This window comes from Rhizobium sp. BK008, assembly GCF_014197345.1.
GTDB classification, from domain to species: Bacteria; Pseudomonadota; Alphaproteobacteria; order Rhizobiales; family Rhizobiaceae; genus Rhizobium; species Rhizobium anhuiense.
In genome coordinates, this window is sequence record NZ_JACIFK010000001.1 from 1,737,720 (window position 1) to 1,757,944 (window position 20,225).

Annotated in this window: 27 protein-coding genes; 12 read left to right on the forward strand and 15 right to left on the reverse strand. The window is 61.0% G+C overall.

Going from position 1 to position 20,225, the window contains the following annotated elements:
• Positions 1–9 precede the first annotated feature (9 nt).
• Positions 10–1,350, forward strand: a complete 1,341-nt coding sequence (locus FHT69_RS08490) for a DUF2778 domain-containing protein (protein ID WP_183905215.1) — start codon at positions 10–12, stop codon at positions 1,348–1,350.
• 34 nt (positions 1,351–1,384) lie between these two features.
• Here FHT69_RS08490 and FHT69_RS08495 read toward each other — a convergent pair whose 3' ends face one another.
• Entirely contained in the window at positions 1,385–2,542 is a 1,158-nt protein-coding gene (locus FHT69_RS08495; RefSeq protein WP_183905216.1) for a pyridoxal phosphate-dependent aminotransferase, read from the reverse strand.
• A gap of 211 nt (positions 2,543–2,753) precedes the next feature.
• Here FHT69_RS08495 and FHT69_RS08500 point away from each other — a divergent pair, with 211 nt between their 5' ends.
• From FHT69_RS08500 to FHT69_RS08525, 6 genes are all read left to right on the forward strand, one after another.
• On the forward strand, positions 2,754–3,512 hold the full coding sequence (locus tag FHT69_RS08500) for a DsbA family protein (protein WP_047615707.1): 759 nt from the start codon (positions 2,754–2,756) through the stop codon (positions 3,510–3,512).
• A 161-nt stretch (positions 3,513–3,673) separates the two neighbouring features.
• Complete coding sequence (gene aroQ / locus FHT69_RS08505) at positions 3,674–4,111, forward strand: type II 3-dehydroquinate dehydratase (protein WP_047614855.1); 438 nt, start codon at positions 3,674–3,676, stop codon at positions 4,109–4,111.
• Between the two features lie 20 nt (positions 4,112–4,131).
• Positions 4,132–4,602: an acetyl-CoA carboxylase biotin carboxyl carrier protein gene (accB, locus tag FHT69_RS08510; RefSeq protein WP_097594597.1), complete on the forward strand. Its 471-nt coding sequence runs from the start codon at positions 4,132–4,134 to the stop codon at positions 4,600–4,602.
• Between the two features lie 4 nt (positions 4,603–4,606).
• The gene (gene accC, locus FHT69_RS08515; RefSeq protein WP_174824496.1) at positions 4,607–5,962 is read left to right on the forward strand and encodes an acetyl-CoA carboxylase biotin carboxylase subunit; all 1,356 of its coding nucleotides are present in this window, start codon (positions 4,607–4,609) and stop codon (positions 5,960–5,962) included.
• A 7-nt stretch (positions 5,963–5,969) separates the two neighbouring features.
• A complete protein-coding gene (gene aat, locus FHT69_RS08520) occupies positions 5,970–6,584 on the forward strand; it encodes a leucyl/phenylalanyl-tRNA--protein transferase (protein WP_183905217.1) in 615 nt (204 codons plus the stop codon).
• A gap of 75 nt (positions 6,585–6,659) precedes the next feature.
• Complete coding sequence (locus FHT69_RS08525) at positions 6,660–7,586, forward strand: DUF2167 domain-containing protein (protein WP_183905218.1); 927 nt, start codon at positions 6,660–6,662, stop codon at positions 7,584–7,586.
• An 18-nt stretch (positions 7,587–7,604) separates the two neighbouring features.
• Here the strand turns inward: FHT69_RS08525 and FHT69_RS08530 are convergent, their stop codons facing one another.
• The 5 genes from FHT69_RS08530 to gatB form a co-directional block, all read right to left on the reverse strand.
• Positions 7,605–8,045 (reverse strand): DUF2155 domain-containing protein, encoded by a 441-nt coding sequence (locus tag FHT69_RS08530; protein WP_183905219.1) that lies wholly within the window; start codon positions 8,043–8,045, stop codon positions 7,605–7,607.
• A 112-nt stretch (positions 8,046–8,157) separates the two neighbouring features.
• Positions 8,158–8,556, reverse strand: coding sequence for an NADH:ubiquinone oxidoreductase subunit NDUFA12 (locus FHT69_RS08535; RefSeq protein ID WP_047614845.1), 399 nt, complete (start codon positions 8,554–8,556; stop codon positions 8,158–8,160).
• 103 nt (positions 8,557–8,659) lie between these two features.
• Complete coding sequence (locus tag FHT69_RS08540) at positions 8,660–9,133, reverse strand: GNAT family N-acetyltransferase (RefSeq protein ID WP_063475479.1); 474 nt, start codon at positions 9,131–9,133, stop codon at positions 8,660–8,662.
• Between the two features lie 4 nt (positions 9,134–9,137).
• Positions 9,138–9,641, reverse strand: a complete 504-nt coding sequence (locus FHT69_RS08545; RefSeq protein ID WP_097594600.1) for a GNAT family N-acetyltransferase — start codon at positions 9,639–9,641, stop codon at positions 9,138–9,140.
• A 3-nt stretch (positions 9,642–9,644) separates the two neighbouring features.
• Positions 9,645–11,147, reverse strand: coding sequence for an Asp-tRNA(Asn)/Glu-tRNA(Gln) amidotransferase subunit GatB (gatB, locus tag FHT69_RS08550; RefSeq protein ID WP_183905220.1), 1,503 nt, complete (start codon positions 11,145–11,147; stop codon positions 9,645–9,647).
• Positions 11,148–11,406: 259 nt separating this feature from the next.
• Here gatB and FHT69_RS08555 point away from each other — a divergent pair, with 259 nt between their 5' ends.
• Both FHT69_RS08555 and FHT69_RS08560 read left to right on the forward strand, forming a co-directional pair.
• On the forward strand, positions 11,407–11,583 hold the full coding sequence (locus tag FHT69_RS08555) for a hypothetical protein (protein ID WP_165932246.1): 177 nt from the start codon (positions 11,407–11,409) through the stop codon (positions 11,581–11,583).
• Between the two features lie 7 nt (positions 11,584–11,590).
• Complete coding sequence (locus tag FHT69_RS08560; protein ID WP_047614836.1) at positions 11,591–11,965, forward strand: VOC family protein; 375 nt, start codon at positions 11,591–11,593, stop codon at positions 11,963–11,965.
• A gap of 71 nt (positions 11,966–12,036) precedes the next feature.
• Here FHT69_RS08560 and FHT69_RS08565 read toward each other — a convergent pair whose 3' ends face one another.
• Positions 12,037–12,543, reverse strand: coding sequence for a GNAT family N-acetyltransferase (locus tag FHT69_RS08565; protein ID WP_047615690.1), 507 nt, complete (start codon positions 12,541–12,543; stop codon positions 12,037–12,039).
• 311 nt (positions 12,544–12,854) lie between these two features.
• Between FHT69_RS08565 and FHT69_RS08570 the strand changes: the two genes are divergently transcribed.
• Positions 12,855–13,112, forward strand: a complete 258-nt coding sequence (locus FHT69_RS08570) for a YjhX family toxin (RefSeq protein WP_047614835.1) — start codon at positions 12,855–12,857, stop codon at positions 13,110–13,112.
• A 46-nt stretch (positions 13,113–13,158) separates the two neighbouring features.
• Here the strand turns inward: FHT69_RS08570 and FHT69_RS08575 are convergent, their stop codons facing one another.
• Both FHT69_RS08575 and FHT69_RS08580 read right to left on the reverse strand, forming a co-directional pair.
• On the reverse strand, positions 13,159–13,440 hold the full coding sequence (locus FHT69_RS08575) for a hypothetical protein (protein WP_047614833.1): 282 nt from the start codon (positions 13,438–13,440) through the stop codon (positions 13,159–13,161).
• Positions 13,441–13,638: 198 nt separating this feature from the next.
• A complete protein-coding gene (locus tag FHT69_RS08580; RefSeq protein ID WP_183905221.1) occupies positions 13,639–14,391 on the reverse strand; it encodes a sulfite exporter TauE/SafE family protein in 753 nt (250 codons plus the stop codon).
• Between the two features lie 98 nt (positions 14,392–14,489).
• Between FHT69_RS08580 and FHT69_RS08585 the strand changes: the two genes are divergently transcribed.
• Complete coding sequence (locus tag FHT69_RS08585) at positions 14,490–15,404, forward strand: LysR substrate-binding domain-containing protein (protein WP_183905222.1); 915 nt, start codon at positions 14,490–14,492, stop codon at positions 15,402–15,404.
• A gap of 254 nt (positions 15,405–15,658) precedes the next feature.
• On the opposite strand, the gene gatA is transcribed toward FHT69_RS08585, so the two are convergent.
• The 3 genes from gatA to FHT69_RS08600 all read right to left on the reverse strand — a co-directional run bounded on the left by gatA (position 15,659) and on the right by FHT69_RS08600 (position 18,259).
• Positions 15,659–17,140, reverse strand: coding sequence for an Asp-tRNA(Asn)/Glu-tRNA(Gln) amidotransferase subunit GatA (gatA, locus tag FHT69_RS08590; RefSeq protein ID WP_183905223.1), 1,482 nt, complete (start codon positions 17,138–17,140; stop codon positions 15,659–15,661).
• A gap of 57 nt (positions 17,141–17,197) precedes the next feature.
• Positions 17,198–17,485 (reverse strand): Asp-tRNA(Asn)/Glu-tRNA(Gln) amidotransferase subunit GatC, encoded by a 288-nt coding sequence (gene gatC / locus FHT69_RS08595; RefSeq protein WP_047614828.1) that lies wholly within the window; start codon positions 17,483–17,485, stop codon positions 17,198–17,200.
• Positions 17,486–17,554: 69 nt separating this feature from the next.
• On the reverse strand, positions 17,555–18,259 hold the full coding sequence (locus FHT69_RS08600) for a metal-dependent hydrolase (RefSeq protein WP_047614827.1): 705 nt from the start codon (positions 18,257–18,259) through the stop codon (positions 17,555–17,557).
• Between the two features lie 229 nt (positions 18,260–18,488).
• Here FHT69_RS08600 and ruvX point away from each other — a divergent pair, with 229 nt between their 5' ends.
• A complete protein-coding gene (gene ruvX / locus FHT69_RS08605; RefSeq protein ID WP_183905224.1) occupies positions 18,489–18,980 on the forward strand; it encodes a Holliday junction resolvase RuvX in 492 nt (163 codons plus the stop codon).
• Here ruvX and FHT69_RS08610 read toward each other — a convergent pair.
• From FHT69_RS08610 to FHT69_RS08620, 3 genes are all read right to left on the reverse strand, one after another.
• Positions 18,920–19,249 (reverse strand): DUF6105 family protein, encoded by a 330-nt coding sequence (locus tag FHT69_RS08610; protein ID WP_183905225.1) that lies wholly within the window; start codon positions 19,247–19,249, stop codon positions 18,920–18,922. The two genes, ruvX and FHT69_RS08610, sit on opposite strands and share 61 nt — an antisense overlap.
• The gene (locus tag FHT69_RS08615; RefSeq protein WP_024320670.1) at positions 19,246–19,419 is read right to left on the reverse strand and encodes a hypothetical protein; all 174 of its coding nucleotides are present in this window, start codon (positions 19,417–19,419) and stop codon (positions 19,246–19,248) included. Before FHT69_RS08615 ends, FHT69_RS08610 begins: the two co-directional genes overlap by 4 nt.
• A gap of 130 nt (positions 19,420–19,549) precedes the next feature.
• A complete protein-coding gene (locus tag FHT69_RS08620) occupies positions 19,550–20,209 on the reverse strand; it encodes a TetR/AcrR family transcriptional regulator (protein WP_047614823.1) in 660 nt (219 codons plus the stop codon).
• Positions 20,210–20,225 lie beyond the last annotated feature (16 nt).

Sequence of the window (20,225 nt, forward strand, 5' to 3'; positions counted from 1 at the left end):
GAGTGTAGTATGGCGTTTGCGGTCGGGACGTTCGATAACGTCACCCCTCTTGGCGGATCTGCTTTCCGTTGGCGCAGATCTCGCGGTTTTCTTTACGGTGTCGTCGGCGCCGGATTTCTGACCTCCACATGGCTGATCGCGACTTTCGCGACGATGCATTCGATGGCCGTGCCCTATTCTCCGTCTGATCGCCTGACACAGGTCGGGACCGCGCCGAAGCTGGCGCCGCCGTCACACCATGAGCGGCTGATTCATGTCGGCAAGGCCGATCGGCTGGCTCCCTTTGACGCGAAACCGAAGATGCCGCTAACGGCGAGCCTCATCCAATCCCATGCCGAAAAGACCGCCGCCGCGGCAACGGCGCTGGCGTCTCTGACAAAGAACAATCGGCTCACCATAGCTGCCGAGCAACCGGTCGTCGCCGCGATTTCCGACAGCGCCAAATTCCGCAAGGATGATGTGATCGCGCCGCCGCCGGTCGAGCTTGCCTCGGTAGAGCCAGAAGAAGGCGATAGCGACCGGATCATTATTCCCTCGAAAGAGGCCATCGCCGCAGCCGAAGTCCCGGCCCTGCTTGCGCTTGCCGATGCCGGACCCCGGCAGATCGGGCCGGCTCCGGTCGAGCCGGACGCATCTCCCGTCAGAACCGCCTCCATTCCCGCCTCGGAACCCGCACTTGTCGTGGTTGCCGCCGCGGAAGAAGCGCCGCCCTTCGATCTCGTCCTGGCCCCGGATGAAGGTTCCGTGCCGCTGCCGATGGCGCGTCCCGATGGCCTCGTCGGCAAACCGGCGCCGACCGCCAAGGGTTCGCAGCGCGCTGGCGAGCCGGCACTTGCCTACGCCCAGCCGAACTCGCCGATCGAAGATGACGAAGACGATGCCGTGCCGCGTTACGACAAGCCGGTCTTTTCGCCCAAACTGCGCGCAGGCGTGGCGATCTACGATATCGAGAACAGCACCGTCTATCTGCCGAACGGCGAACGGCTGGAAGCCCATTCCGGCCTCGGCAAAATGCGCGACAACCCGCGCTACGTGAACAAGAAGATGCGCGGACCGACACCGCCGCACACCTATGTCCTCACCATGCGCGAGAGCCTCTTCCATGGCGTCGAGGCGTTGCGCCTGACACCGGTCGAGGGTTCGGACGCCATCTTTGACCGCGTCGGCCTGCTGGCTCACACCTACATGCTCGGCAGGAACGGTGATTCCAACGGCTGCGTCTCCTTCAAGGACTACAAGCGCTTCCTCGCCGCCTACAAGCGCGGCGACATCAAGCAGCTTGTGGTCGTGCCGCGGCTGAACAACAAGCCGGCTTCGACGCTCGCCTCGCTGTTTTCGTCGCGAAGCTAGCCGATAGGAGAGCGAGCAGCCGGCTGCCGGTCCGCTACTTCAACCAAGCTGCGATTCGTTCTACCGCCTCGGCGATCTCGGCTTCCGAGCCCGCATAGGACAGGCGAAGGGTTCGATGTCCTTCCAGCGGATCGAAGTCGAGGCCGGGCGTTGCCGCGACGTCGATTTCCGCGAGCATGCGTTTGGCAAAGCCCATGCTGTCATTGGAAAAGCGGGTGACGTCGAGGTAGGCGTAGAAGGCGCCGTCCATCGGCGAGGCGATGGAAAGGCCGATCTGCGGCAGGCGCCGCATCAGCAGCTCGCGGTTGGCGGCATAGCTTGCCTTGTAACGATCCAGCTCGGCGCCGGCGCCGAGAGCGGCGGTGGCGGCGATCTGGGAGAGCTCGGGCGGCGAAATATAAAGGCTCTGCGCCACCCGCTCGATCGGCCGCACCAGCCGTTCCGGCAGCACCATCCAGCCTATCCGCCAGCCGGTCATGCAATAATATTTGGAGAAAGAATTGATGACGATCGCCTCGTCGGTCAACTCCAGCGCGCTCGCCTCTTCGCCGGCAAAGGTCAGCCCGTGGTAGATTTCATCGGAGATGAAGGCGATGGAATGGGCGGCGCAATAGTCGGCAAGCGCCTTCAGCCCCTCGCGGCCGGTCACCGTGCCGGTCGGGTTGGCGGGGCTTGCAAGCAGCACGCCTTTCAGCGTCAGGCCGCTTTCCTTCTGTGCCACTTCCAGGCTTTGCGGCGTCAGGGTGAAGTGGCTCTCGGCCGTGACCGGCACTTCGAGAACCTTCAGGCCCAGCGCGCCGAGGATATTGCGATAGGCGGGATAACCGGGCCTTGCGATCGCCACCGCATCGCCGGCATCGAAGAGCGACAGGAAGGCGAGATTGAAGCCCGCCGAGGAGCCGGTGGTGATGGCGATGCGCGCGGGATCGATCTCCAGGCCGTGGCGATCCCTGTAGTGCCAGGCAAGTGCGGATTTCAACCGCGCCGTCCCCAACGCATCGGTATAACCGATCCGGCCGTCGGCAAGTGCGGCGCGCGCCGCCTCGAGGGCTGCCTGAGGCGCCGGATGCGAGGGCTGACCGACCGCCATCGAAATCACGGGATGACCGCCTGCGCGCCGTTTCGTCGCCTCCGCCAGGACGTCCATGGCGTGAAAAGGCTCGACTTCGCTGCGTTTCGATATGGAAAACAAGATCGCTTCTCACTCGGCTTCTTCAATGACGGCCCGACAATTGCCGTATTAATCGGCTCATCACAATCCCGCGAGGCCCGCGCGGGGATGAAAAATTCCTGTTTCATGAGAACCGGACGCGCCGTACCTTGACGCGACGCATTCAAGTCCATTAACCCGGCGACGGTCTTCTCGACAAAGAGACGGCCACACCGCCGCTGACGAGGATATCATGGCATTCTTCCCGAAAACCTTCACCGCACTGGCGCTTGCCGCATCGATCGCCCTTCCGCTTCCGGCGGCGGCGCTCGACGACCAGCAGAAGAAGGAGTTCGGCGAATTCATCAAGCAATATCTGATCGAGAATCCCGAGATCATGATCGAAGTCCAGGATGCGCTGCAGAAAAAGCAGGAAGCCCAGCGGCTGGTGAAGGCCAATATGGCGATCGAAGAGAACACCGCCGACATCTTCGATTCGAAGAACGACGTCACGCTCGGCAATCCCAAGGGCGATGTCACCGTCGTCGAATTCTTCGATTACAATTGCAGCTATTGCCGGCACGCACTTCCCGACATGCAGGCGATGCTGAAGAAGGACAAGAACGTCCGCTTCGTGCTCAAGGAGTTTCCGATCCTCGGACCGGATTCGGTCGCCGCCCACAAGGTAGCCGATGCCTTCCGCAAGCTGGCGCCGGAGAAATATGCCGATTTCCATGTCGCCCTTCTCGGCACCGAGGGCCGCGCCTCCGACGAAACAGCGATCGCGGTCGCCGCTTCGCTCGGTGTCAGCGAGGACAAGATCCGCGCCGAAATGGCAAAGAGCCCGAATGACGGTATCGTCCAGGCGACCTACCAGCTCGCCTCCAGCCTCGGCATCAGCGGCACGCCCTCCTATGTGATCGGCAACGAACTGGTGCCGGGCGCCGTCGGGCTCGACGATCTCGAAGCCAAGGTCAAGAACATGCGCAGTTGCGGCAAGACTGCCTGCTGAGCAAACCAGCCGCCGATCGGCCGCCCATCAAATCGCCAAAATCGAAGCGTTTCAGCCATGTGGACAAATGTGGCGTGATTCCCGCTGGCCAATCCGTAAGGGCTTTCATTCGGCCTTCGCGGAGTCTATAGGTTGCCGTCGTACATTTTACGGAACATTCGATGACGCAAACGATTTTTGTCCTGAACGGCCCCAACCTGAACATGCTGGGTAAACGAGAGCCCGGCATTTATGGCGGCAAGACGCTGAAGGACATCGAAGCCGACTGCAAGGCCGCCGGCCGCGATCTCGGGTTTGATATCGATTTCCGGCAGAGCAACCACGAAGGCACGCTTGTGGACTGGTTCCACGAGGCAGATGAAAAGGCCGCCGGCGTTGCCATCAACGCGGGCGCCTATACGCATACATCGGTCGCGCTGCATGATGCGATCCGCGCCATTTCCATTCCCGTCATCGAGCTCCACATATCCAACGTGCATGCACGGGAAGAATTCCGTCACAAGTCGATGATCGCGCCGGCATGCAAGGGCGTGATCTGCGGCTTCGGGACTCACAGCTACATCCTGGCGCTCCACGCGCTGAAGAACATCACGGCATAAGAAGAAGACAGGGCAACACCATGGCTGAAAAGAAATCGGGTATCGATCAGGCACTGATCCGCGATCTCGCCAATATTCTCAACGATACGGATCTGACAGAGATCGAGGTCGAGCAGGACGACCTGCGCATCCGCGTTTCGCGCGCCGGTACGCCGCAATACGTCCAGGCGCCGATCGCAGCACCCAGCTATGCCGCGCCCGCAGCCGCTGCACCGGCAGCCGCTGCCGCGCCGGCCGCAGCGCCCGCCCGTAACCCCGCCAACGTCGTCAATGCTCCGATGGTCGGCACCGTCTACATGGCGCCGGCTCCGGGCGCGCGTCCGTTCATCGAAGTCGGCGCGACCGTCAAGGAAGGCCAGACGCTCATCATCATCGAAGCAATGAAGACGATGAACCAAATCCCCTCGCCGAAGTCCGGCAAGGTGACCGAGATCCTCGTCGATGACGGACATCCCGTCGAATACGGCCAAGCCCTCGTGGTCATCGAATAGGCCGATGCCCATGATTTCGAAAATCCTCATCGCCAATCGCGGGGAAATCGCCCTTCGCGTGCTCCGGGCCTGCAAGGAGCTCGGCATCGCCTGCGTCGTGGTTCATTCCACTGCCGACGCCGATGCCATGCATGTGCGCCTTGCCGACGAAAGTGTCTGCATCGGCCCGCCCTCCTCGCGCGAGAGCTATCTCAACATCCACCAGATCGTCGCCGCCTGCGAGATCACCGGCGCCGATGCCGTGCATCCGGGTTACGGCTTTCTGTCGGAGAACGCCAAGTTCGCCGATATCCTCGATGCCCATGGCATCACCTTCATCGGGCCGACGGCGGACCACATCCGCATCATGGGCGACAAGATCACCGCCAAGACGACGGCGCTCGAACTCGGCATTCCCGTCGTTCCGGGCTCGGACGGCGAAGTGAAGACCGAAGAGGACGCGCTGAAGACGGCCGCCGAAATCGGCTATCCCGTGCTGATCAAGGCCACGGCCGGCGGTGGCGGACGCGGCATGAAGGTCGCCAAGAGCGAGGCCGACCTGATCGAAGCCTGGTCGACGGCGCGCACGGAAGCGGCAGCCGCCTTCGGCAACGATGCCGTCTATATGGAAAAATATCTCGGCAAGCCGCGCCACATCGAAATCCAGGTGTTCGGTGACGGCGAAGGCAATGCCATCCATCTCGGCGAGCGCGACTGCTCGCTGCAGCGCCGCCACCAGAAGGTCTGGGAAGAGGCGAATTCGCCGGCACTCAACGTCGAGCAGCGCATGAAGATCGGCCAGATCTGCGCCGACGCCATGAAGAAGCTGAAATATCGCGGCGCCGGCACGATCGAATTCCTCTACGAGAATGGCGAGTTCTATTTCATCGAAATGAACACCCGTCTGCAGGTGGAGCATCCGATCACCGAAGCGATCACCGGCATCGACCTGGTGCATGAGCAGATCCGCGTCGCTTCCGGCGGCGGTCTCTCGGTGACGCAGGACGAAGTGCATTTTTCCGGCCACGCCATCGAATGCCGCATCAATGCCGAGCACCCGCGCACCTTCGTTCCCTCGCCCGGCACGATCACCCATTTCCACGCGCCGGGCGGCCTCGGGGTGCGCATCGATTCCGGTGCCTATCAGGGCTACAAGATCCCGCCTTATTACGACAGCCTCATCGGCAAGCTGATCGTGCACGGCCGCACCCGCGTCGAATGCATGATGCGGCTGCGCCGGGCGCTCGACGAATTCGTCGTCGACGGCATCAATACGACGCTGCCGTTATTCCAGGATCTCGTCTCCAACCAGGATATCGCCAACGGCGACTACGACATCCACTGGCTGGAACACTACCTCGCCAACACACCGGCGGCATAGGACAGGAATGGCAGGATCGCGCAGGAAGTCACCAGGCATCACCCCTGACATTCTCCTGCGCGCCTATTCCATCGGCCTCTTCCCGATGGCCGAATCCGCCGACGACCCGGAGATCTTCTGGGTCGAACCGGAGCTGCGCGGCGTGCTGCCGCTCGACCATTTCCATGTGTCGAAAAGCCTTGCCAAGACGGTGCGCAGGAAACCCTTCGAGATTCGCTTCGATCACGCTTTCGATCAGGTGATCGCGGCTTGCGCGGAGGAGACATCCGGGCGTCCGAGCACCTGGATCAACAAGACGATCCGATCACTTTACGCGACGCTCTTCGACATGGGCCATGCCCATACCGTCGAAGCCTGGGATGGCGACGAACTGGTCGGCGGCCTCTACGGCGTCTCGCTCGGCTCGGCCTTCTTCGGCGAAAGCATGTTTTCGCGCCGCACGGATGCCTCGAAGATCTGCCTCGTGCATCTGGTCGACCGGCTGCGGGAAAGGGGCTTCACCCTGCTCGACACGCAATTCACCACGGAGCACCTGAAGACGTTCGGAGCGATCGACGTTCCGAAGGCCGATTATGCCGCGATGCTTGCGACGGCGATGGAGTCGCCACACCTTAAGTTTTAAGCCCGATTGATTCATCCAAACGTTGATTTTCCACCTAGTTTGGCTAGGCTCCGGAATGCAACGGGGGATAGAATTTTGAAACGATATTTTGCAGCCGCGATCCTTTTCGCCTTGTTGACGAGTCAGGCTGGCGCGCGCCCTTACCAAGAGATGTTCGCGAACAGGAGCGATTTTTCCGACGCGGAAAAACCATTGCTGGAGAAGCTCGATTTTCAGCAGGGCGTGATCAAGCTGCCTGAAGCCAAGGCAACGCTGAACGTACCCGCCGACTTCTACTATCTCAGCCCTGCCGACGCGAAGACGGTTCTCGTCGATATCTGGGGAAACCCTCCGGCGGCGGCGGGAACGACGGGGATGATCTTCCCTGCAAAATATGCGCCGACCGATATCGAGGCCTGGGGTTCCACCGTCGAATACAATGCTGACGGCTATGTTTCCGACGCCGATGCCGCCACGACCAACTACGACGAATTGCTGCAGAACATCAAAGACGCGATCCGCGAAAACAACGCCGAACGCGAAAAGCGGGGGTTTCCGAAGATCACGCTTGTCGGCTGGGCCTCCACGCCGCACTACGACAGATCTGCGCATGCGATGCACTGGGCTCGGGATCTGATCTTTGGCGACGACACGCAGCCGCAGCACACGCTGAATTATTCCGTGCGTGTGTTCGGCCGCCAGGGCGTATTTCAATTCAACTTCGTCGCCGGCCTCGATCAGTTGAAAGAGATCGAAGGCGTCATTCCGACCGTCACCAAGCTCGTACAGTTCGACAAGGGAATGGCTTATGACGACTATGTCGAGGGCGACAAGATCGCGGCCTATGGGATGGCGGGAATGATCGCTGCGGGCGCGGGCGCCAAGATTGCCGCGAAGGTAGGATTGCTGGCACTCGCCCTCGCCTTCTTCAAGAAGGCCGGCGTTCTCGTCTTCATCGTGCTCGCCGGTGCGCTTCGCTTTGCCAAGGGTCTTTTCAAGGGGAACAAGACACCCACAGCATAACGCGGCCGTCAGGTCGCGTTAGCGGGCTGTCGCCTTGGCGCCGTCAGGCGCCGGGACGTCCGAGCTCGTCTTGCAGTCCTTCAGCCAGACGTCGTAGATCGGGTGCTCGACGGCATTGAGGCCGGGGCTGGCGGCGAACATCCAGCCGGTGAAGATGCGGCGGATCTTGCGGTCGAGGGTGATCTCGTCGACCTCGACGAAACCGTCGATCTTCTGCGCCTCCGCCTGGTCGCGCGAATAGCAGGCTTTCGGCGTCACCTGCAGCGCGCCGAACTGTACCGTCTCGTTGACATAGACGTCGAAGGTCGTGATGCGGCCGGTGATCTTGTCGAGGCCGGAGAAGACGGCAACCGAATTTTCGATGCGTGCGGCATTTGCCGCAACCGGCGGAAGCAGGGCCGAAAGCGCCAGCAGCGATCCGGCGGCACGCAGCACCATGTTCCGCGTGAAGAGCTTCATGTACCCGTCTCCAGACATTTTCAGTTCACGGCCGCGGTCAAGCGCGGCCAACCTGCGGGTAAAGGTCAATTGTGGCCAAAAGCCGGGCCTGGGATTGCCCGTTCGAGCCGTCTCAGTTGCCGGGCGTCCAGGCGTCGTAATCGCCGGTGACGCGCGGCCGCTCACCCGGAACGGCGATGGAGCCCGGCGGACGGTAAGCCTGCGGCGAACCGGTGAGGTTGGGGCGATGCCCCTTCTGCCATTCCTTGGCGACGTAGTTTTCCTTGGACGGGGGAACGTCGGTGCGATGATGCATCCAGCCATGCCAGCCCGGCGGAATGGCGGAGGCTTCGGCATAACCCTTGTAGATCACCCAGCGCTTCGGCAGACCGTAGGAAGACATGCCGCCTTCGTAATAGACGTTACCGAATTCATCCTCGCCGACACGCTTGCCAAAACGCCAGGTCGCAAAACGCGTGCCCATCGTCTGACTGTTCCACCAGGTGAAGGTTTGAACCAGAAGATTCCACATGTCTTTTCCTTGTGCCCGCCGGGTGCGGGCCAAACCAGAATTCATTCCCTCGCTTATGCCGTCGCGAAGCCGAATTGTCCAGCGATTCCACGACAGCCACGGGTCATTTCAAAGCCATCTTGAAGCCCAGATGCGAGGCCCTGAAGCCCAGCCTTTCGTAGAAACGGTGGGCATCCCTACGCAGGGCATTCGAGGTCAGCTGCACCAGCCGCATGCCGCGGCCTTTTGCCTCGGCAATGGCGAATTCGATCATCGCGGCACCGATCCCCTGCCCGCGCAGATCGGCCCGCGTCTGCACCGCCTCGATAATCATCGCCGAGGAGCCACGGCTGGTCAGCGACGTCGTCACCATCGTCTGGAACGTGCCAACCACCTCACCGCCGCGCTCTGCAACGTAAAGCATCTGGTCTGGCGAAGCTTCGATTGCGGCAAAGGCCCTGGCATAATCCGGGAAGGCTTCAGCTTCCGTGGTATCGCCATGACCGCCGAGCGCATCGGCGGCAAAGATTGCCACGAGCGCCGGCAGATCCTCTTTGCGCGCCTGACGAATGAGTATGTCGGGCAATTCCCCCGCCACGGCCTCAATGCCCTTCGAGCGGTTTTTCGAAGATCAGCGCGGGAATGCCGGATTGCCCGGCCCCACTGTTCTCGTTGCGGCCGACCTCGGTGAAGCCGTGCGTGAGATAGAAGGCGATCGCCGCTGCATTCTGCGGTTCGACTTCGAGACGCATGATCTCCGCATCCGGAAAACAGGTTTCGAGCTCGGCGAAGATATCACGGCCGATACCTTGGCGCTGCAGCGCCGGCCTGACGTAGAGGAGATGCAGCATGACCGTCTTCGTCAATTGCTGCGACATTGCCGCATAACCCATGCCGCCAATATTGCGGCCGTCATCGGCAACGAGGAATTCGGCATCCTTTCGCGCCAGCCGCGCCTTCAGCGCCGCCGCCGCAAAGAGATGGGCGATGAGATCATCCACCTTGGCTGCGCCATGGATGTCGTCATAGGTAGCATGAAAGCTCTCCGCCAGCAGGGCGCGCACCTTCTCCACGTCGCGTTCGCCGGCGGTGCGGACGAAGTACACCGCTTATTCCTCGATGCCGAGCTTCGCCTTGACGAGGGCCTGGACAGCCTGCGGATTGGCTTTGCCGCCGGTCGCCTTCATCACCTGGCCGACGAACCATGCCGCCATGGTCGGCTTCGCCTTGACCTTTTCGACCTGATCGGGATTGGCGGCGATGATCTCGTCAACGGCCTTCTCGATCGCGCCGGTATCCGTCACCTGCTTCATGCCGCGCGTCTCGACGATCTGGGCGGGATCGCCACCTTCGGTGAGCACGATCTCGAAGAGATCCTTGGCGATCTTGCCGGAGATGGTTCCCGCCTTGATGAGATCGATGATGGCGCCGAGCTGGGCCGGCGAAACCGGCGTCTCCTCGATATCCTTGCCGGTGCGGTTCAAGGCGCCGAGCAGATCGTTGATCACCCAGTTTGCCGCCGTCTTGCCGTCACGGCCTGCGGCGACCGCTTCGAAATAATCGGCAATCGCCTTCTCGGAGACGAGCACCGAAGCGTCATAGATCGACAGGCCGAGCTCGCGCACGAAACGCTCCTTCTTGTCGTCGGGCAGCTCGGGAAGATCGGCTTCGAGCGCCTTGATGAAGGCATCGTCGAATTCGAGCGGCAGCAGGTCCGGATCGGGGAAGTAACGATAGTCGTGCGCATCCTCCTTGGAGCGCATGGAGCGCGTCTCGCCTTTGTTCGGGTCGAAGAGGCGGGTCTCCTGATCGATCGTGCCGCCCTCCTCCAGAATGCCGATCTGGCGTCGGGCTTCATATTCGATCGCCTGGCCGATGAAGCGGATGGAGTTGACGTTCTTGATTTCGCAGCGCGTGCCGAAACCCTCGCCCGGACGGCGGACCGAGACGTTGACGTCGGCGCGCATCGAACCTTCGTCCATGTTGCCGTCGCAGGTGCCGAGATAGCGCACGATCGAGCGCAGCTTGGTCATATAGGCCTTGGCCTCGTCGGACGAGCGCATGTCGGGCTTTGAGACGATCTCCATCAGCGCGACGCCGGAACGGTTCAGGTCGACATAGGACATGGTCGCATGCTGGTCATGCATCGACTTGCCGGCATCCTGTTCCAGATGCAGGCGCTCGATGCCGATCTCGATATCCTCGAACTGGCCCTGGCGGTCCGGCCCAAGCGAAATGACGATCTTACCCTCGCCGACGATCGGATCCTTGAACTGCGAGATCTGATAGCCTTGCGGCAGGTCGGGATAGAAATAGTTCTTGCGGTCGAAGACCGAGCGCTTGTTGATCTCGGCCTTCAGGCCGAGGCCGGTGCGCACCGCCTGCTTGACGCATTCCTCGTTGATGACGGGCAGCATGCCGGGCATGGCGGCGTCGACCAGCGAGACGTTCGAATTCTGCGGCTTGCCGAATTCCGTCGAGGCGCCGGAGAAGAGCTTCGAATTGGACAGCACCTGGGCATGGACTTCCATGCCGACGATGACTTCCCAGTCGCCGGTGGCGCCGGGGATGAAGCGTTTCGGATCAGGCGTGCGGACGTCGACAAGGGTCATCTGATACTCTTTGCAGGCTGTTCTTTTCCACTGGTGAGGTAACGGAAATGGCGTAGCGGTGCAAGGCTTTCCCTTGTGCAAGAGTTGCCGTCGGCGGCTTCTGTCTGGGGCGAGAGGCCGTCTGCACCACGGACGGCGACATCGGCATAAGCCGAGCGATCGACACGAATTCTGACCGCCCCAGTTGTCGATACCATAGTGATCTCTATCTTCAGTCCAAATGCGCTTGGATTTTGGCCATCGCGATAGGGAGGCGCTATTGAAGGGTTATCTGCCCTATCTGGTCGGGACGCTGGCGGGATTACTGCTCGCGCTCACTATTTCCGGTCTGTTGACGTTGCGGGGAACACCACAGCTCGTGCTTTTCGCATTGCTGCCGGCCATCGGCGGGGCGATCGCTGAGCGCGTCTCCGAGCGTCGATCCGACAAGTTTTAGAAGCGCCATGGCAAGGCTGAAAGAAATCGTCATCGACTGCGACAATCCCTGGCGAGTTGCTCGTTTCTGGGCGGCGGCGCTCGATGGCTACGAAGTGATGCCTTATGACGATGCCGAGCTGGCCCGCCTTGCCGCATTGGGGCTGACACCGGAAACGGATCCGACGGTGATGGTCGATGGTCCCGGAACACGCCTCTGCTTCCACCTTCGCCAGGGAGAGCGTCCCGCCCGCAACCGTGTTCATCTCGATATCGCCGCCCCGGATCGGCAAAAAGAAGTGGAACGGCTCCTATCCCTCGGGGCGACATTCGTCCGCGAGACGGATGCCTACAGCGTATTGAATGATCCCGAAGGCAACAATTTTTGCGTGACGTCCGAATAGCCCGCTATGAGCCGAGAACCACGCCCGGCGGCCGTAAGCAATCCTCCGCCTCCTGCAGCACCTTTCAAACGTCAGAATTCCTGCCCGTATCCGCCGCCATCGGAAACGAGCTGTTTTGTCAGTCCGACCGAGGGCACATCGCGATCGAGCTTCGGATTATAGGCGACCGAGAGCCAGTGGATGCTATAGCCGTGTTTCCGGAAGAAGCCGATCGCCTCGCTATTGCCGGAATGGGTCTGCATCGCCGCCTTCTCGAAGCCCTGATCGGAGATTTCCTTTTCGATGCGGACGAGAAGCGCCGAACCAAGCCCCTGGCGGGTGAAGGCAGGATCGATCCAGAAATCCGAGATGGTTTCGTCCAATCGCTCGCGCGCCGCCCAGCCTGCCACCTGGCCGTTCTGCTCGACGACGGTGATGGTCAGCCAGTCGTTTTCCACGAAGTTCCGAAAGGCGTTGCGCGCTGCATCGATCATCGCGTCCGATTCGCCGATCGACGCCATCGCATTTTGCCAGGCCCTGAGCCCGATCTCGCTCAATAGCTCCGCTTCACCGTCGCGGGCATTGCGAATGTGGATCAACGACACCTCCGCGTTACCCCTCAACTAGACCATTGAGTCGCGAAATTTACCAGTGGCTCCAAGGAGATGATGGTTGGAAATTGCGGTTTTCGACCGGTTTTAACCTGAGAGCACGCTCTTGACCGAATTTTCCCGGCTGAATAATAAAGCTTATCGAGGTGTTTTATGTTGAGCCTGCCTGAGACCCGGTAAAGGCCCTGCCCGCAAGTTTTCTTGCGCGCATGGGCCCGAAAAAAACGAAGCCCTGACGTTCGAATGAACGCCAGATCGTTTTTGTGCGCCCTGCCGGGCGCGATACCGGATCTCAACACATGGACATTTCTCGCACGGAGCAGCGCATCCTGCATCTCATGGCCCAAGGCGGCCGCATCGAAATTTCTCGCGACGACAACAGGAAGATCGAGGCAGTCAGTTGCTTCACCCGCGATGGCTGGCTCTATCCCGGCGTCGATCTCGATCTCTTCCGCAGGCTGAAGCAGCTGAGGGCCATCAAGTCCTCGAGCGGCCAACCCTACCGGATCACCGAAAAAGGACTGAGGCTGGTCAGGTCGCAACTAAATAACAGGTAATCGGGCAACCCACCCTGACTATGCTCCAACCGGCGTAGTCAGGGTGTTAGCCTCCAGCCTTTGCAGAGAGTTCCGTCCGCATCGCCGACCACTCGTCGGCCATCGAGCCGGCGCCTCGTCTCTTTCCAGCGCGACGATACCAGTAGTCGGCATTCCAGTCGTCGCCTTCGATGCGATGGCAGAGCGCGTGACCCCAGTCGAACGGCTGTTCACCTTCGTGACGCTGGCAGATTTCGTGTACCGCCTGCCAATCCGCGCCCATGGTGAACCCACCGGCAGCGAGGCGATCGGCTGCCTCGATCAATCGCGCAAGATCATTGTTCGGCATGAGGCCCTCCCCGCAAAGTCTTCTTTCTATAACAGGCGCCACCTCGAAATCCGAGACGGCACCCGCCTTCTTCAGTCGCGAAGCAAATGGTCAGGTGACCTGCCTTGCCGGCAAGGGTTTCAAGGCCCCCGAGGTCCTTCAGACGCAGCGTGACCGGGTTGTCAGCAACTGACATCCACCTCGTGCCACCACAAGCGGTCATTGCGACAGAAGGGGCCGAAGCGCCATTTCCAGTCCCAGAATCAGGAGACAGACGAGAAATCCACGCCGAAAGACATCTTGACTGATCCGCGTGCGGATCGCCTGCCCAGCCACCATGCCAACTAGGGCGGGGATGACGGCAAGCACCGACGTCGTCAGTGCGCTGATTGGCAGAGTCCCATGGGAGAGAAGGGCGATAGCAAGCGCAATGGTCGAAATGCTGAAGGATAGGCCCAATGCCTGAACCAGTTCGTCCCGCTCGAAACCGAGCGCCTGAAGATACGGAACGGCGGGAATGACGAATACGCCCGTAGCACCTGTCATTACGCCCGTTGCCAGCCCAACCAGAGGCGATGCCCAAGGCTGCCAATGGGAGGGCACGCGGTGCTGATGAGCAAGGAGCGTGTAGGCTGAGTAGAAGACCAGCGCGAGCCCGAGAGCCATCGTGGTGCGGCCGGCATTACCGCCTGCAAGCAGGGTGCAGCCGGCCAGCGTGCCGATGACGATCATCGCCATCATGGGCCACAGTCGCAGCAGAAGCGGCCCAAATCGTGGACCGGCAAGAAGCTGCCAAACATTCGTGACGAAGGATGGCGCGAGCAGCAGCGCGGCCGCCGTCAATGGATTAAGGAGCGCGCCGAGTGCACCCGTGGCCACTGTGGGCAAGCCCATGCCCGTGACGCCTTTGACGAAACCGGCAACAAAGAAAATGACGGCGATTGTGACAGTGGTGAAGTTGATCTGCTCCATGCTGCCACTTAGAGCAATACGACGCTTGACCACAATCGGGAACTTCCATCGTCAGGCTTCGGTTTTTCCGAAGCCTGACCGTGTGTTATCTTTGCGCCATGCGCTTCGATCTTGCAGATTTACGTCTCTTTCTCGCCGTTGTGGAGGCTGGCAGCATCACGCATGGCGCTTCGGCGGCCAATCTTTCTTTGGCTGCGGCAAGCGAGCGACTCCGTCAGATGGAAGCATCCGGCGGCGTATCGCTTCTGGATCGCGGGCGGCGGGGCGTCAGCGCGACGCGGGCCGGAGAAGCATTGGCGCATCATGCCCGTCTCGTTTTGCACCAGGTGGCAGCGATGCAGGCGGAATTGTCAGAGCATGCGCGGGGAGTCCGGGCCACGATCAGGCTCTTCGCCAATACGGCGGCAATGGCCGAATTCCTACCCGGTCGTCTTGGACCGTGGCTGGCGGCGCATCCCCGCATCGACGTCAATCTCTCCGAGCGACCGAGTTCCGAGATCGTCAAGGCAATAGCAGGCGGACTGGCGGAGATTGGGATCGTCTCCGACGCGATCGAGACTTCACCGCTGACAACATCGCCATTTGCGGTCGATCGTCTCGTCGCCGTCATGTCGAGCACTCACCCCATGGCCAGGGAAAGGCGGATCGCCTTTTCTCAACTCCTCGGCGAAGACCAGATCGGCTTTGCAGGTGCTCTTCAACAGCATGTCAATGACCACGCGGCGCGCGCGGGCCACAGGTTGCAGCCGCGCGTGCATCTCAGAACCTTTGAAGGCATTTGCAGGATGGCGGCGGATGGCGTGGGTTTCGGCATTGTTCCCGAGATCGCCGCGCGCCGCTGCCGTCGCACCATGCCGATCGCATTTGTCAGACTCACTGACGCCTGGGCGACGCGACGACTTCTGCTGTGCTCTCAAGCCGTTCAAGAACTCCAACCCATCACGCGTCAACTGTTCGAGCATCTGGCGCGAGGTCAACATGCACCGATTTTGCGGCCTGATATCGATCCCTAAAGGTACGAGGTTTCTTCACGGACATATCAACGAGCGGGAAGTCCTCCTCATCGACAGCAAGGTCTTATCAGCGTTAGCCAACAAGTTCGCACCGGCCTCCGTCAGATCGACTGAATGATGGTTATGGACAACAGGGAGGTGCTGAGTTCCGGCTCGAAGGAACAAATATGAAAAAATGGCCTGTCGATCAGGAAAAAGGCCGGGCGCCGACCGCCTTACGATCGGCGCCTATGTCTCTCGGATCGTTAAGTCGGCTACCACCACTTGGCGGGCGTAAACCGGCCGGCCGCCTGCTCGATGATATGGGCGGTCTTGAAGAGGGTTTCCTCATCAAAGGGCTTGCCGATCAGCTGCAGACCGAGCGGCAGACCCTTCTGGTCGAGGCCGGCCGGCACGGCGATGCCGGGCAGGCCCGCCATGTTGACCGTCACCGTGAAGATGTCGTTCAGATACATCTTCACCGGATCGGCGGCGAGGTTCTCATCGGCGACGCCGAAGGCCGACGACGGTGTTGCCGGCGTCAGGATGGCGTCGACGCCGGCATCGAAAGCGAGTTCGAAATCGCGCTTGATCAGCGTGCGGACCTTCTGGGCGCGGATATAATAGGCGTCGTAATAGCCGGCGGACAGCACATAGGTGCCGATCATGATGCGGCGCTTGACTTCCTTGCCGAAGCCCGCGGCACGTGTCTTCTCGTACATGTCGACGATATCCTTGCCGTCGACACGCAGGCCGTAGCGCACGCCGTCGTAACGGGCGAGGTTCGAGGATGCCTCGGCGGGAGCGACGATGTAATAGGCCGGAAGGGCGTATTTGGTGTGCGGCAGCGAGATGTCGACGATCTCGGCGCCGGCTTCCTTCAGCCAGGCGATGCCCTGGCGCCAGATGGCTTCGATCTCATCCGGCATGCCATCGACGCGGTATTCGTTGGGAATACCGATCTTCATGCCCTTCAGCGACTGGCCGATCGCGGCTTCATAATCCGGCACCGGCAGATCGACCGACGTGGTGTCCTTGGCATCGACGCTTGCCATCGACTTCAAAAGGATGGCGGCGTCGCGCACGTCGCGGGCGATCGGGCCCGCCTGATCGAGCGAGGATGCGAAAGCGACGGTACCCCAGCGCGAGCAGCGGCCATAGGTCGGCTTGATACCGACGGTGCCGGTGAAGGCTGCCGGCTGGCGGATCGAGCCGCCGGTATCGGTCGCGGTAGCGCCGGCGCAAAGATGCGCGGCGACGGCCGCGGCCGAGCCGCCGGAGGAGCCGCCGGGCACGAGCTGCTGGTTGGAGCCCGCGGAGCGCCAAGGGTTGATGACCGCGCCATAATACGACGTCTCGTTGGAGGAGCCCATGGCGAACTCGTCCATGTTCAGCTTGCCGAGCATGACGGCGCCGTCATCCCAGAGGTTCTGCGTCACGGTCGATTCATAACGGGGCTCGAAACCATCAAGAATATGGCTGCAGGCCTGGGTGTGCACACCGACTGTGGCAAAGAGATCCTTGATGCCGAGCGGGATTCCTTCGAGATCGCCTGCCTTGCCGGCGGCGATGCGCGCGTCGGAATTCTTCGCCATGACGCGGGCGAGATCCGGCGTCACCTTTATATAGGCATTCAGCTGGCCATTGGCGGCATCGATCGCCGAGATATAGGCTTCGGTCAGTTCGGTCGCGGTGATTTCCTTGGCGCGCAGCTTCTGGCGGGCTTCGGCAATGGTCAGGCTGGTGAGTTCGCTCATCGTGTTTTCGCTTCAGATCTGGAAATGGCAACAGGGTCGGAAAGAGGCTTCGAAGCCTTATTCGACGACTTTCGGCACCAGGAAAAAATTGTGATCGGTGACGGGCGCATTGGCGACGATATCGGCTGCCTTGCCGCCGTCGGTCACCTCATCGCTCCGCTTCTTCATCGCCATCGGGGTGACTGACGTCATCGCCTCGACGCCATCGACATTCACTTCGGAGAGTTGCTCGACGAAGCCAAGGATACCGTTCAGCTCACCGACCATGCGATTTGCCTCATCCTCGGAGACGGCAATACGTGCAAGGCGGGCGACGCGCTTCACGGTGGCAAGATCGACGGACATGGCATTCTCCGGATAGGATTTTTCCTACCCGCTATAAAGGCCATGTCCGCCTTACGCAACGGGGTTTCGTCAGATCGACAGGCTCTCGGAGGGCTTCAGTGCCTTCACTTCCGTCTGCGATCCTTCCATGCCGGCAACGAATTTTTCGGCGGTCTGCTCGATGATCGGGAAGGTTCCGTAGTGGCAGGGGATGGCGGTCTTGAAGTTGAAATAGCGCCGGCAGGCAAGGGCTGCCACGGCGCCGCCCATGGTGAAGCGGTCGCCGATCGGCACGAGACCGATATCGGGCTGGTGCAACTCATTGATCAGCGCCATGTCGGAGAAGATGTCGGTATCGCCCATGGCAAGAATCGAGGCTTCGTCGTCGAAATGCAGCATCAGGCCGTTGGCGTTGCCGAGCGCGTGCGAAACGCCGTCTTCGGTGATCTGGGCAGATGAGTGCAGCGCATTGGTGAAGGTCGCCGAGAAGCTGCCGAGCGCGATCGTGCCGCCGGTATTGCCCATCTCGATCTTGTCAACGCCCTTGGAGCCGAGCCAGGCGGCAAGATCGGCATTGGCGAGAACGACGGCGCCGGTTTCCTTGGCAAGTGCGATGGTGTCGCCAACATGGTCTCCATGGCCATGCGTGAGCAGGATGTGGGTAATGCCTGCCGCAACATCCTTGATATCCTGGCCGGAAAAGGAGGCGTTATAGCTGAGGAACGGGTCGAGCAGGATCTTCGCCTTTGATGTCTCGATGCGGAAGGCGGAATGGCCGAGCCAGGTGATCTTCATGAAATGTCTCCTTTATTACGTGATGCAAAAGCAGGCTTCGATAGGAGATCCGGATGATTTTGGGCGGGATCGGCCTCAATCTCCACCCGCATCTCAATCAAAGAATTGGAGCATGATGTCGCCCGAAAACCGCTCACACTTTTCGGCATCATGCTCTAAGGACATATCTTACGTGGCCACAAAGAAAAGCGGCAACGACTTCAATTTCTTTTGACGGGATGAAATGGCGATGACGGTGCTGACGATCGAGGAAATGGCCGAGACGCTTGCCCCGCGACAGGCGATTGCCGGCCTCGATCTCGGCACCAAGACGATCGGGCTGTCGATGTCTGATCTCGGGCGGCGTTTCGCCACGCCGCGCACGGTGATCCGGCGCGTCAAGTTCACCATCGATGCGCAGGCGCTGCTGGACTTTGCAGAATCGGAAAAAGTCGCCGGCTTCATCATCGGCCTGCCGATGAATATGGACGGATCGGCGGGTCCGCGGGTGCAGGCAACGCGCGCCTTCGTGCGCAACATGGAGCAGAAGACAGCGCTGCCCTTCGTCTATTGGGACGAGCGGCTTTCAACGGTGGCGGCCGAACGGACGCTGCTCGAAATGGACGTCTCGCGCGCCAAGCGGGCCGAACGGATCGATTCGGCCGCGGCAAGCTTCATCCTTCAGGGCGCGCTCGACAGGCTTTCCTTGCTGGCAAGGTCGGGAGACGAATTCAGCGGCTGACGCGCCTGCCACCAGGCGATGATCGATTTGCGCTTGCGCAGACCGAGAATGGCGAAGACGACGAGGCTGTCGACCGCGATCGCGCGGGCCACGAGCGGCGGGATGGTCTCCGGCGGAATGCCCAATGCGTCGCCGTACAGCTGGAACGTCAGGTCGTGGACCTGCCGCGTCAGCATGAAGATGCCGAAATTCATGTCATAATAGGAGAGCCAGTACCATCCGCCCAGAAAGACGATGGGGCCGGCCCAGAAGATCAGAAACCACTTCATGCGGCCTCTCCTCCATGCTTGCGCGCGACGGGCAGATCGAGGGAGACCAACCAAGTTGACGATGCCATGATGCAAAGCACCAGCGTCGGAATTGCAATATCCAGCGCCAGGACTGCGAAAAACATCATCGCCGTCACCAGAAACGCGGCTTTAGCGATCTTCGTTCCCATGGGCGTCAACTCGGGGGCTCTCACTCATACATCTCTGCTCACCACCACACTGTCGGCTTAACCAGACCCGCGCAACGTAAACCATTTGTTAAGGTTAACGCGGCGCCCGCCCCCTGTGGATGAGCAGATCTCAGCCGTAGACGCCGCGCACGATGCGCTTCAGCGCCGTCGCCGCCTTCTCCCAATCCTTGGATATCTTCAGCGACAGGCCGGCGCATTGCCCGCCGGCCGCAGCAGCAAGCACGAGGTGCTGGATCGCCGCGATAATCACGGCATTCACGGCTGCCGCATCCACGCCCTTCGGCGGCGCCAGCGAGCCGCGCATGCGCTCCAGCCAGAGAGCGAGCGCCTTCGAACGCGCTTCGGACAGCCGCCTCACCTGCTCGGTGTTTTCCGATATTTCCCAGGCGAGGATGCGGCGCATCAACGGATCATCTCTCAAGGCATCGAGGAGGAGAAGCGACAGCCGCTCCATCAGGTCGCCATAGGTGAGCAGGAACATGCCGCCCGTGTCTTCCGGAATGCGATCCTTCACCCATGTGCCGAGATCGGCGCCGATCGCTTCGACCAGGCCGTCGAGGCCACCATAGTAGCGATAGATCAGCTGCTTGTCGCAACCGGCGCGGCGGGCGACCGCGTTGATGCCGAAATTCTGGAAACCTTCCTCGGCCAGCAGACCCTTGGCGGCGGCAAGGATGGCGCGCTCGGTGGCGCCGCGATCACGCACGCGCCGTTCCGGCTCGCCGGCGGCCTCCGGTAAGATCTCAAGATTAATCGCTTCGTTCAGCATGAATGCCCCTTCCCCG